This window comes from Actinoalloteichus sp. GBA129-24, from assembly GCF_001941645.1.
GTDB classification, from domain to species: Bacteria; Actinomycetota; Actinomycetes; order Mycobacteriales; family Pseudonocardiaceae; genus Actinoalloteichus_A; species Actinoalloteichus_A fjordicus.
The window spans coordinates 1875670-1888278 of sequence record NZ_CP016077.1 but is presented as its reverse complement, the minus strand read 5'-3'; the positions used below and the strand labels follow the sequence as shown (position 1 = coordinate 1888278).

General features: G+C 70.2%; 8 protein-coding genes. 2 read left to right on the top strand and 6 right to left on the bottom strand.

Annotated features, from left to right (window positions below):
• Window positions 1–367: 367 nt before the first annotated feature.
• The 6 genes from UA75_RS08565 to UA75_RS08540 form a co-directional block, all read right to left on the bottom strand.
• Entirely contained in the window at window positions 368–2527 is a 2160-nt protein-coding gene (locus tag UA75_RS08565; protein WP_075739796.1) for a flavin monoamine oxidase family protein, read from the bottom strand.
• A gap of 151 nt (window positions 2528–2678) precedes the next feature.
• A complete protein-coding gene (locus UA75_RS08560; RefSeq protein WP_075739795.1) occupies window positions 2679–3815 on the bottom strand; it encodes a sensor histidine kinase in 1137 nt (378 codons plus the stop codon).
• Window positions 3812–4531 carry a response regulator transcription factor gene (locus UA75_RS08555; protein ID WP_075739794.1) on the bottom strand — a complete coding sequence of 240 codons (720 nt, stop codon included), beginning with the start codon at window positions 4529–4531 and terminating at the stop codon, window positions 3812–3814. The genes UA75_RS08560 and UA75_RS08555 overlap by 4 nt, the downstream gene beginning before the upstream one ends.
• A 282-nt stretch (window positions 4532–4813) precedes the next feature.
• Complete coding sequence (gene dxs / locus UA75_RS08550) at window positions 4814–6802, bottom strand: 1-deoxy-D-xylulose-5-phosphate synthase (RefSeq protein WP_075743561.1); 1989 nt, start codon at window positions 6800–6802, stop codon at window positions 4814–4816.
• A 397-nt stretch (window positions 6803–7199) separates the two neighbouring features.
• The gene (locus UA75_RS08545) at window positions 7200–8588 is read right to left on the bottom strand and encodes a class I SAM-dependent RNA methyltransferase (protein WP_083690653.1); all 1389 of its coding nucleotides are present in this window, start codon (window positions 8586–8588) and stop codon (window positions 7200–7202) included.
• Entirely contained in the window at window positions 8588–10597 is a 2010-nt protein-coding gene (locus UA75_RS08540) for an APC family permease (RefSeq protein ID WP_075739793.1), read from the bottom strand. Before UA75_RS08540 ends, UA75_RS08545 begins: the two co-directional genes overlap by 1 nt.
• Before the next feature lie 630 nt (window positions 10598–11227).
• Here UA75_RS08540 and UA75_RS08535 point away from each other — a divergent pair.
• Both UA75_RS08535 and UA75_RS08530 read left to right on the top strand, forming a co-directional pair.
• On the top strand, window positions 11228–11893 hold the full coding sequence (locus UA75_RS08535) for a potassium channel family protein (RefSeq protein WP_075739792.1): 666 nt from the start codon (window positions 11228–11230) through the stop codon (window positions 11891–11893).
• Window positions 11893–12573 (top strand): potassium channel family protein, encoded by a 681-nt coding sequence (locus tag UA75_RS08530; protein ID WP_075739791.1) that lies wholly within the window; start codon window positions 11893–11895, stop codon window positions 12571–12573. The genes UA75_RS08535 and UA75_RS08530 overlap by 1 nt, the downstream gene beginning before the upstream one ends.
• Window positions 12574–12609: the final 36 nt, after the last annotated feature.

The window sequence follows — 12609 nt, the reverse complement described above, 5'->3', positions numbered from 1 at the left end:
CGAGCATCGCACGCAGACCGGCTAGGCCGGTGAACAGAACTCCCGAATCCCGGCCGTCCTGCGGCTGCGACGCAACGGCTGCGGTGCGGGCATGACCAGCCCGCGCACCGTCACCCGGTCGTCTCGCGTCCCGATCGGCACACCCGTTGCGCGACCGGCGTCTCAGGCGGAGGCGAGGAGGACTCCCGCGCATCCGAGCCGGGCAGTCGTCGAGTCGACTCCCCGCCGCCGTCGAGACGGCGGCGGGCTCCGTCGGGATCGCCTTGGTCCGCCGGGTTTCTCGCCTCGCCGACCTCGTCTGCACGATGCTCGTCGACGAACCGAGGGTGATCCGGCAGCCGGATCACCCTCGGATCAGCGCCGGGGATCAGCGGACCTCGCCGGTGTGCACCTCCAAGGCAGCGCGCACGGCCGACTCCAGTGCTCCCTCGATCCACGCGGGCTTGATCGAGGTGTGGTCGCCCGCGAAGTGCAGCGGCCCCTCGGGAGTCCGCACGCCTGCCTGGAGCCTGCTGAGCTGGCCGGGGGTGAGGACGGCCGCCTCACCGAACGCGTAGCGGTTGCGCAGCCAGCTCTGGGTCTGGCCCGCACCGGTGTAGAAGACCTCGATGCGGTTGCCGTGCACCGCCTCCATGCCACGCAGCGCGTAGACGTATCGCTCGTCGTCCTCCATCGAGTCCCATCGGGCGGCGTCGTCGGCCCAGACGTAGGCCGCGAGCACGACGCCGCCCGCGCTGCCCTCGATCTGGTGAGAGGGGTAGTAGATGAACCGGTTCGGGTTGTCCGTCGCCGAGCCGCCGCCGAAGACGTGGTCGGCAGGCCGGGTGTCGGGCTCGTCGGCCTGCCGGTGCCGGGCGTAGAACTCCTTCTGTCGTTCCGGGATCGCCGAGGCGTCCACCGAGCGCGCCGCACCGAGCCATCGGGTGGTGTCGGCCACCTCGGCGGTACGCGACTGATAGCGCCGATACAGGCCGGGGCTGATCGCGTCGAGCTCGCGCCGCCAGTCGTCCTCGGTGAACTCCCACCAGCGCCTGCTGAACTCCAGCAGCACCTTGGAGGCGGAGTCGTAGTGAATCTCGATGACGGCGCGCCGCTTGGTGTAGGACATCAGGGGCTCGACCTGGACGTGGCGCAGACTCGACAGCGGCAGGGTGACGATGGCGACGTCGGCGGTGAAGGCCTCCCGCTCCGGCAGGGTGTCCCCCGCGTCCGACTCGTCTCCCCCGGTCTCGGTCGTGGTCTCAACCCAGACGGCCGGACCGTCGGGTCCGACGTTGTCGGTGGCCGACTCGGGCCGCTGCGGGTCGTAGTACTCGATGCGCACCGCCCGTCGGTTCATCCGGATCTCGTCGACGAGTCCGGTCCGCAGCGCCTCGGGAAGCCGCCAGCTGCCGCCGTCGAGCTCCCAGTAGGTCGCGGAGGGACTGATCAGGGCGAGGCCTCGGAAACTGTGCACCAGGGACAGCGGGAGGCGTGAGGTGACGTTCTGGAGGGTGCCGATCGCATCGACGGTCGCGTCGCTCAGTCCTGCCTCCTCGCGCAGGTACCGGTCCATGCTGTGGCCGTCGAAGTCGTAGATCAGCCGCGCCCAGCCCTCGACCTGGTCGGCAATCGGGCGGTCGACCCGGACACCGTCCGGACCGAGATCGGAGTAGTAGTCGCGCAGCGGGTCGACGGCGGCGTCGAGCAGTGCCCCCGCCGTCCGGGGCAGGTCGGACGCGGGCACGCCGAACCCGCCGTTGATCCCTCGGGGGTCGGCGGCGTACTCGGACCGACGAGCCTGGACGCCGTTGGCGTCGAGCCAGGTGTTCGAGGCGGGATTCGGGGCGCGGAAGTCGGTGTTCACCGGTCCGCGTCGCCACACCTCACCGGTGTGCGACCGGTAGACGACGGCGGGCAGCGGGGCGTTCTGGTTGCCCGTACCCGGCACGACGTCGACGTTGAAGAACAGCCTCCGATGCAGGCCGAGACGGTCGGCGAGCGCAAGGGTCAGCGGGTGGAAGTCGGGCAGGCGCATCGCACCCGCCTCGGCGTACTGCCGGGGGTCCCGGAAGGGTGCGCCACCGCCGTCGGCGGCGGTGCGGAACGTCTTGATCCGCCCGCCGACGCGATTGGCGTTCGCCTCCAGGATGGTCACGCGATGCCCGGCACGCTTGAGCAGCGTCGCGGCGGCGAGGCCCGCGATGCCCGCTCCCAGGATCAGGACGTTCTTCGGCGCGGTCGTCCTGGGGAGGCCGTCGTCGATGAGGATCTTGAGGTATTCGAGCTTGAGGTCCTCGTTCTCCGGCCCCACCACCAGCAGGTCCCGTGCGACCTGCAGACAGCGCGCCCACTTCTCCGGATCATCCACGGGGGGCTGCATCCGAGCGGGCGTCCGCACGGCCGGTGTCGGGCCTCCGGTCTGCGGCTGGGCCGTAACCGGGATGCCTGCCATCACGCCGAGAGCGGGTACTGCGCCCGCCACGCCCGCCGCCTTCAGGAAGGAGCGGCGGCCCACTGCCTCGCCCGGCCGTCGTGCATTGCCCATGAGAACTCCTTGCGGCTCATGGTGTGTGATCGTCGATCACGAGGTCACCGTCAAGGTCATCGGACCCTGCGGACCCTGAGTGCACCGCGACCCCTCGTTCGCCAATATGCTTAGCTGAATCGAGTGACGGCATGATCACTTTCCGCAGCGCTCACGGCGCCACGGGGAGCGACACGCCGACCGCCATTCCTCCACCGGGGATCGCATCCACCGTTACCCGCCCGCCATGCGCGCCGACTGCCGCCCGCACGATCGACAGGCCGAGTCCGGCACCCGACTGCGCCGTCCGACCGGTGCCGCCCCGACTGAAGGGCTCCAACAGCTCGGTCACTCGTTCCGGCGACACGATCGGACCAGAGGCCGCGACCGTCAGCCGGGCATTCTCGGCATCGCTGTCGGCGTGCACCTCGATCCAGCCCTGCTCGACGTTGTGTCGCACGGCGTTCTCCAGGAGATTGCCCGCGACCCGCTCCAACAGCGCCGGATCGCCCATCACGAGCACCGGCTCGGTGTGCATTGCGACGCGCAGGCCTCGGGACTCGGCCTCGGCCCGCGCGGCCCGCCAGGCGCTCTCCACCACCACGGCCAGGTCGACCGGCTCACGAACGGCCAGCCCGACGGCATCCGTCTTGGCCAGCAGCAACAACGCCTCCACGAGCTGCGCGGCCCGTCGAGTGGCGTCTTGGACCACCCCTGCCATCCGACGCAACTCGGCGATGTCGGCGTCGCCGTCGGCCAGCGTGACGTCCAATTCGGTCCTGATGACCGCGAGCGGGGTCCGCAGCTCATGACTCGCATTGGCCACGAATCTGCGCTGCGAGTCGAAGGCGGCCTCCAACCTGGCCAGCATCTCGTCGAAGGTGTCCGCGAGTTCGGCCACCTCGTCCCGAGCGCCTTCGAAGTCGATCCGCTCGCCCAGCGACTCGGCGGAGAGGCGCCGGGCCGTCGCGGTGACCCGATGCAACGGCGAGAGCACCCGACCGGTGATCGACCAGGCCAAGGTCAGCACCGCCAGCACGACGCAGAGGAAGGCCACGGCACCGACCTCGAGCACCTGTGCTCTGGCGTTGTCTCGCAGGATCGTGGCCAGTCTCGTCGCCTCGACGTCGACGCCGTCGACCCGGATCAACGTTCCAGAGGGGAACTGCGGCACCTCGGCGAGCACCTCGCCGACCAGCAGCCAGCCCAGCCAGAGCAGGATGCCGCTGACCGCGGCGACGAGCCCGGTCGCCAGCAGGGTGATGCGCGCGCGAAGTCCGAGTCCCCGCCTGCGGACCGCGCGCCTCACCGACGCAGCGGTCCGGAACCTGCCGCCGTGTCCGACCCCTCGGTCTTCTCACCGGCGGCGGTAGGCACCCGGTAACCCGAGCCCACCACCGTCTCGATCACGCCAGGATCGCCGAGCTTCTTGCGCAGGGTCATGACCGTGACGCGCACGGTGGTGGTGAACGGGTCGGCGTTCTCATCCCACACGCGTTCCAGCAGTTCCTCGCTGCTGACCACCGAGCCGCCCGCTGACAGCAGGACCTCCAGGACGCCGAACTCCTTTCGGGTGAGCTCGATCTGTCGTCCGGAGCGCGTGACGTTGCGCGAGGACGGATCAAGCTCCAGGTCCTCGGCGATCAGCACCGGCGGCGCGGCAGGCGTGGACCGGCGGCCGAGCGCGCGGACCCTCGCGACCAGCTCGGCGAAGGCGAAGGGCTTGGCCAGATAGTCGTCGGCACCCAGCGACAGACCGGCGACGCGGTCCTCCACCGCACCGCTGGCGGTGAGCATGATCACTCGCGTGATGGCGCCGGACTGCAGGATCTCACGACACAGAGCATCGCCCGACATGCCAGGCAGGTCTCGATCGAGGACCACGACGTCATAACGGGTGATGGCGGCCTTCTCGTGGCCCGACTCACCGTCGTAGGCGGTGTCCACCGCCATTCCTTCTCTCCGTAAACCCCTGGCGATCGCATCGGCCAGTGGCTGTTCGTCCTCAACGACCAGAATCCGCACCGCTCAACCGTGCCATACGAACCTGAGAAAGAGCTGTCGATCCCGCGTTGATTCTGGTCGTCGTCCATGTCTGCACGGTCGAACGTCCCCCGTCCCGTTCGAGGACGGCACAGCGACGGCCGAACCGCCGCCGCAGGAGGAGGGAGAGGCGGACCGGACGGGACGGCTGAGCACGGCAGGCACCGGCAGCGATCCCGGATGCGAATCCCGGGCAGGAGCAGCTCGGGAGACCGCACCACCGACGGTCGTGCGGTCTCCCGAGTGATCGGAGGTGCTACGGCCTCAGAGCTCGCGGGTGCTGACCGAGGGGACGGCGGCGTCGACGTCGCCCATCCGGTCGGCCGCCCACTCGGTGATCCGACGGGCGATGTCCTGCGCGGTGAGCCCCAACTCAGCCAACACCTCCGAACGAGACCCGTGATCGAGGAACCGCTGCGGGATGCCGATGTCCCGCAGCGGGACGTCCAGGTCCGCGTCGCGCAGCGCCGCAGCCAGCGCCCAGCCGACGCCGCCGTGGCGCCCGCCGTCCTCGACCGTCACCACGAGTCGGTGATCCCGAGACAGCTCCACCAGCTCCGGCGGCACCGGCGTCACCCACCTCGGGTCGACCACCGTGACGCCGATCCCCTGATCGGCAAGCCTGCGAGCCACCTCGACGCCCAGCGTTCCGAAGGCACCCACCGCGACGAGCAGGACGTCCGACCGGGGCGTGGTCGTGGCGGCCGCATCGCCGTCGGAGGACTCGTCGGACACGGGATCGTCCGCCCCATCGCCCGCAGGCTCGTAGAGCACGTCGACCGAGCCGGTGCGTCGCAGCGCCGCCAGCTCCTCGATCACCGCGCCCTTGGAGAATCGAACGACCGTGGGCCCGTCGGAGACCTCGACGGCCTCGTTCAGCTCCTCGCGCAGGGTCACGGCGTCCCGGGGGGCGGCGACTCGAATACCGGGGATCATGCCGAGCATCGACATGTCCCACATCCCGTTGTGGCTCGCGCCGTCGGTGCCGGTGACCCCGGCGCGGTCGAGCACCACCGTCACGGGCTGGCGGTGCAGCGCCACGTCCATCAACAGCTGGTCGAAGGCCCGGTTCAGGAACGTCGCGTAGACGGCGACGACCGGGTGCTGCCCGCCCATCGCGAGGCCGGCCGCCGAGGTCAACGCGTGCTGTTCTGCGATGCCCACGTCGAAGCAGCGCTGCGGGTAGGCGGCGGCGAATCGGTCCAGGCCCGTCGGGCCCAGCATCGCGGCGGTGATCGCGACGACGTCCGACCGCTCCCGGCCGATCTTCACCAGCTCGTCGGCGAAGACCGAGGTCCAGCTGTTGCCCGAGGAGGTCGAGGTCGGCTCGCCCGTGACGGGGTCGATCGCCCCCGTCGAGTGCATCTGGTCGGCCTCGTCGTTCTCGGCGGGTGCGAAGCCGTTGCCCTTACGTGTGACGGCGTGCACGATCACCGGTCCGCCGAAGGCCTTCGCGCGACGCAGGGCGGCGTCCATGGCGCTGAGATCGTGGCCGTCGACCGGCCCGAGGTACTTCAGTCCGAGGTCCTCGAACATCACCTGTGGGCTGATGGCGTCCTTGAGTCCCCGCTTCGCGGCGTGCAGCCCCGCATACAGCGGCCCGCCGACCATCGGAATGCTCTGGAGCGTGCGCCTGCCGCTCTCCAATGCCCGCTCATAGCCGGGCCGCAGCCGCAGCGACGACAGGTGCTCGGCGAAACCGCCGATGGTCGGCGAGTAGGACCGGCCGTTGTCGTTGACGACGATGACGAGGGAGCGCCGCTGGCCTGCGGCGATGTTGTTCAGCGCCTCCCAGCACATGCCGCCGGTGAGTGCGCCGTCGCCGACCACGGCGACCACGTGTCTGCGCGCGCCCGCGAGCTGGAAGGCCTTGGCGAGGCCGTCGGCATAGGAGAGCGCCGTCGAGGCATGACTGTTCTCGACGAGGTCGTGCTCGCTCTCGGCCCTGGACGGATAGCCGGACAACCCGTCCCGCAGGCGCAGCCGGTCGAAGCCCGCCTGTCTACCGGTGAGGATCTTGTGCACGTACGCCTGATGACCGGTGTCGAACACCACCTTGTCGTGCGGCGAGTCGAAGACGCGGTGCACCGACATCGTCAGTTCGACCACGCCGAGGTTCGGTCCGAGGTGGCCACCGGTGCGAGACACCTTGGTCACCAGGAAGGACCGAATCTCCTCGGCGAGCTGCTCCAGCTCGCCGAGTTCCATTCGCTTGAGGTCGGCCGGGCCGTGCACGGACTCCAGCAGTGTCACCACTCCACCTCGCTTCGATACCGGTCGCCCACGGTGCGGGCAGCCGCGTCCTCAGGTCCGCTATGTGACCATGCGGCGCGGGACAGTCTACGGACCGGTAACTATCCCGGCTCTCACGGCCGTTCACCCAATGGGCTCGACGGATTGCACTCCGTCGTCAGAAAAGACGTTCTCGGGCGCGACTAGGTTGCCCCGATCGTGGAGCCTGCTCACGAATGTCGGCATTCTTGATCACTCAGGTACCGGCACCCGCAGGGCCGGGGACCGACCCTGCGGGACACGGTCTGATCCCCGGCCGCTCCTCGCCGCCGGGCGAGAAGAGCCTGCCAGGGCGACCACCCGTCGCCCGCCTGTCCCGCACGAACGCAGGCCTGCCGCCGATCAGGCTGAATCCCGATCAGCCGGCCTGCTCCGCGCCTGGCTCCAGCAGCACGATGCACTCGACGTGGTGCGTCATGGGGAAGGCGTCGAAGGCCCGCAGCTGCCGCAGGCGGTAACCCGCCTCGGCGAACAGGCCGACATCCCTGGCCATGGCGGCCGGGTCGCAGGCCACCAGGATCACCCTGTCGGGTCGAGCATCGGTGACCGCGCTGATCACCGCGCGCCCCGCACCCTTGCGCGGCGGATCGAGCACCACCACGTCGGGTCGACGCCTGGCGGAGCCTGCGCCTGCCGATCCCGACTCAGACGACGCGGCGGTGCCCGCCAGCTCCGACAGCATCGTCTCGACCCGACCCGCGTGGAACCGCACCTGCGGCTGGTCGGCCAAGGCCTGCATCCCGTCGCGCACGGCCCGTCGAGAGGACTCCACCGCCTCCACCGCCCCGGTGGGGCCCACCTGGTCGGCCAGCACCGAGGCGAACAGCCCAGCCCCGCCGTAGAGGTCCCAGGCGGTGCCGCCCTCCGGTGCGTCGGCCCACTCGCGAACGACGCCCGCGAAGACGTCGGCAGCCGCCGGGTGCACCTGCCAGAAACCATGCGCCGCGATCTGCCACTCGCGTCCCGCCGCCTGCTGGACAGCCGTGCCGCCGGTGATCTGACGTCCGGCGCCGCGCCTGCCCGGCGAGCCGGGCCCCGGTTCGGCGAGGTGAAGCCGGCCCAGCGAGTCGCTGGTGACCTCCAGCTCCGACCGCGCCCGCCATCGCCGGTTCAACACCTCGTCGAGCGAGCCGGGGACCGCGATCGGGCAGTTCTCCACGGGCACGATCCGATGGCTGCGATGCGCCCGCAGCCCCGGCCTGCCCCGGTCGTCGACGGCCAGCCGCACCCGACTGCGCCAGCCGAGCGGACCGCCGGGCAGTTCTTCCACGACCACCGCGAGCTCGATTCCCGCGATCCGCCGGAGCTGCTCGACGACGACCTGCGCCTTCAGCTCACGCTGTGCGGAGGGGGCGACATGCTGCCAGTCGCAACCGCCGCAGCCGCCGGGGCGGGCCACGGAACAGGGCGGCTCCACGCGGTCGGCAGAGGCCTGTTCGATCTGGACGGCGTCGGCCCGACAGAAGCTGCCGCCGTTGTCCTCGGTGACCGACACCACGACCTTCTCGCCAGGCAGGGCGTGTCGCACGAACACCACCCGCCCCTCATGACGTGCGACGCAGAAGCCGCCATGACCGGGGCTGCCGACCTCGACCTCGAAACGTCGTCCGGTCCAGTCGACCTTCGGCGGTCTGCTCTCGGGGTTCTGGGGTTCCTCGACACCCGCGGTCGCCGTGGTGCGCGCGGCGAGCTCGGGGCGTGCGGCGGACGAGACCGAGGCACCGGACGGCTCGGCGGAGAGGGTCATCAGTGGTCCCGCCGATCGTGTTCGGAATCAGGGACGTCCAGGCCCCGGCGAGCCGCGCCGGGGGCGGACGTCTTCTGGTCGGCGATGCGCTGAGAGGAGGCCAGCTGCCACGGGACGCTGGTCACCATGACACCCGGCTCGAACAGGAGCCTGCCCTTGAGACGCAGGGCGCTCTGATTGTGCAGGACGTTCTCCCACCAGTGTCCGACGACGTACTCGGGGATGAACACCGTCACGACGTTGCGAGGGTTGTCGGTTCGAATTCGTTTCACGTAGTCGAGCACCGGTTTCGTGATCTCCCGGTATGGGGACTCGACGACTTTCAGCGGCACCTGGAAGTTCTCCTCTTGCCAACGACGAGTCACGACGAGGGTATTGGCCTCGTCGACATTGACGGTAACCGCCTCCAACACGTCGGGGCGGGTCGCCCGGGCATAGGCGAGCGCACGCAGCGTCGGACGGTGGAGCTGAGAGACCAGCACGATCGCGTGGTTGCGAGACGGCAGCACCGTGTCGCCCTCGTGCTCCGCCAGTTCCGTGGCCACCCGGTCGTAGTGCCTGCGGATGGCCGACATCAGCAGGCAGAGCACCGCCATGGCGGCGATGGCGATCCAGGCACCCCGCAGGAACTTGGTGACGACCACCACGACCAGCACGATGGCGGTGGTGATCAGGCCCAGCATGTTCACCGCCTGTGCGCGCCGCATCCGCCGCCGCGCCGCCGGATCGGTCTCGGTGCGCAGCAGACCCCGCCAGTGCAGGAGCATCCCGCTCTGGCTCAGCACGAAGGCGACGAAGACGCCGACGATGTAGAGATGGATCAGGTCGGTGACCTCGGCGTTGAAGACGATCACCAGCAGGATCGCCGCCAGCGCCAGGAAGATGATGCCGTTGCTGTAGGCGAGTCGATCGCCGCGGGTGTGGAGCTGTCTCGGCAGGTAGCGCTCCTGCGCGAGGATCGATCCGAGCACGGGGAAGCCGTTGAAGGCGGTGTTCGCCGCGAGCACGAGGATCAGGCCGGTGACGGTCAGCAGGAAGTAGAAGGCAGGCGTGAACCCGTCGAAGACGGCGGCGGCGATCTGGGCCACCATGGTCCGTTGTTCGTAGTCCTCGGGCGCGCCGAGGAGCTGCGTCGCGGGATTCTCGGCGACCTTGACGCCGGTGAGGTGGGCGAGGAGCAGCAGCCCGATGAACATGCTGATCGCCAGGCCACCCATCATGATCAGCGTGAGCGCCGCGTTGTGGCTCTTGGGCTTGCGGAAGGCGGGCACCCCGTTGCTGATGGCCTCGACGCCGGTGAGCGCGGCGCTGCCCGAGGAGAACGCACGCAGCACTATCAGCAGCATCGCGGCGGCGGACAACTCGGTGGCGGGCGCTTCGAGGTCGAAGCCCGCGCTCTCCGCCCTGATGTCGTCGCCGTGGAGGGCCCGGAGGAGGCCGACGGCGACCATCCCCAGCATGCCGATGACGAAGGCATAGGTCGGTATCGCGAACAGCACCCCGGTCTCCCGGATGCCGCGCAGGTTCAACGCCGTCAGCACGACGATGGCCACCACCGCGAACTCGACCTTGTGGGCGGCGACGAACGGCACGGCCGAGCCGATGTTGGCCGCCGCTGCGGAGATGGACACGGCCACCGTGAGGACGTAGTCGACCATCAGCGCGCTCGCCACGACCAGGCCCCAACGCCTGCCGTGATTCACGGCGGTCACGACGTAGTCCCCGCCGCCGGACGGGTAGGCGTAGATGTTCTGCCTGCTGCTGGCGATCACTGCGACCATCACGACGACGACGGCGAGCCCGATCCAGGGAGTGAAGGCGTAGGCGGACAGTCCCGCCACGGACAGCATGAGCAGGATCTCCTCCGGCGCGTACGCCACGCTCGACATCGGGTCGGAGGCGAACACCGGGAGGGCGATCCGTTTGGGCAGCAGAGTGCGGGAGATCCGGTCACTGCGGAACGGACGTCCGAGCAGGAACCGTTTCGCCGCAGTCGCGAGCTTGGGCACGGGCTGAGCGTAGGCCGGAAGTCACCGAGAGGGCCCGATTCAGGGCCGGGCCGACGACGCCATGCGCCGAGAGGCTCGTACGCAGATCGCTGGGGTGCCCGGGACTCACAGCAGGCTCACATGGGCGATCACTCGACCGATCAAGAGGACGTCGCGGGCGACCGTCTCCTCCGCTGTCCACGCGACCGCCGCACCATGCTCCGGTCGAGGACTTCGTGATCACTGCCGCGGGCTGCCGACGCGACCATCCTCGAGCCCTTCGCCGGGAGCGGCGTGATCCGGCCGCACTCCGTCCCGCCGCCGATGCCGGCGCGCTCCGCGACGAAAGTCACGGAGTCACGGCTCGTTCGCTCGAGTGTGGCGGGCCGTCGTCGAGGGCAGGCCGGTCGGCAGCACAGGTGACTGATCCGCCGCCTCTCGAGAGTCCGGCACCGCCGACGACGACCGGAATGGCGGCATGGCGAGAGCCGTGCCGCCGTCGACGAGCCGACGGCACCGCCGGCCTCCCGCCGATCGGCGGCAGGCCGCTCGGCGCCGCGCTCGACGTCCGGCCCGCGCGGTGCCCCGGCTCGGCTAGGTGGGCGGCCCGACCGGCGGTAGCGTTCGAGGCGAGGCCGCGAGGGGGCACTGGTGCATGTCGTGATCATGGGATGCGGACGGGTCGGCGCGTCGCTGGCCACCGCGTTGGACCGGATGGGTCACACGGTCGCGGTGATCGATCAGGACGGGCGGGCGTTCCGCAGGCTGAACAGCGGGTTCGGCGGCAGCCGGGTCGTCGGGGTCGGCTTCGACCGAGCCGTGCTCGCCGAGGCGGGCGTCGACCGCGCCGCCGCCTTCGCCGCCGTCTCCAGCGGAGACAACTCCAACATCATCTCGGCACGGGTCGCCAAGGAGACCTTCGGCGTCGATCACGTCGTCGCGCGCATCTACGACGCCAAACGGGCGGCGGTCTTCGAGCGGATGGGCGTGCCCACAGTCGCCGTGGTGCCCTGGACCACTGATCGCTTCCTGCGGATGCTGCTGCCCGACGGCATCGCCACCGCGTGGCGTGACCCCTCCGGCACGGTCGCCGTGGTGGCACTGCCGCTGAACGAGGGCTGGGTCGGCAGGCGAATCACCGAACTGGAGCGGGCGACCGGCGCACGCGTCGCCTTCGTCATGCGGTTCGGCACCGGGGTGCTGCCGGATTCACGGACCGTCATCCAGGCGGACGACCAGGTCTACGTCGCGGCGCTGTCCGGGACCGTCACCGAGGTCGGCCAGGCCGCCGCCGTACCCCCGGAGGAGAACGACTGATGCGGGTAGCCATCGCGGGAGCGGGAGCGGTCGGTCGCTCGACCGCAGCCGAACTCGTCGAGGCAGGCCACGAGGTGCTGCTCATCGAGCGTGACGCGGCCAACGTGCTGCGCACCGGCCTGGAGCGGGCGAACTGGCTGGTCGCCGACGCCTGCGAACTGGCCTCGCTGGAGGAGGCTCGCCTCCAGGACTACCAGGTGGTCATCGCCGCGACCGGCGACGACAAGGTCAACCTGGTCGTGGCGCTGCTGGCCAAGACCGAGTTCGCCGTCCAGCGCGTCGTCGCCAGGGTCAATGATCCGCGCAACGAGTGGCTCTTCGACGAGGGCTGGGGCGTCGACCGGGCCGTCTCCACGCCACGCATCATGGCGGCGATGGTGGAGGAGGCGGTCGGAGTCGGCGACCTGGTCCGGCTGCTCACCTTGCGGACGGGTCAGACGAACCTGGTGGGAGTGACACTGCCCGGTGCCACTCCGCTGGCCGGGAAGCCGGTGCGCACCCTGCGTCTGCCTGCCGACGCCGCCCTGGTCGCGATCCTGCGGGGCAGCCGAGTGATCGTCCCGCAGCAGGACGATCCGCTCGAACCCGGCGACGAGATGCTGTTCATGGCCACCGTGGACGTCGAGGCGCAGATCCAGGAGGCGCTGCACATCACCCCGCAGGGTCAGCCTGCGCGCTGAGCGACTGGTCACCGCAGTCGGCGCCCGCAGCCGCAG

Excerpts from the sequence above, each read along its gene's own strand:
- UA75_RS08565 (WP_075739796.1), bottom strand. The coding sequence starts at position 2,527 with ATGGGCAATGCACGACGGCCGGGCGAGGCAGTGGGCCGCCGCTCCTTC.
- UA75_RS08545 (WP_083690653.1), bottom strand. The coding sequence starts at position 8,588 with ATGACCCTCTCCGCCGAGCCGTCCGGTGCCTCGGTCTCGTCCGCCGCA.
- UA75_RS08530 (WP_075739791.1), top strand. The coding sequence starts at position 11,893 with ATGCGGGTAGCCATCGCGGGAGCGGGAGCGGTCGGTCGCTCGACCGCA.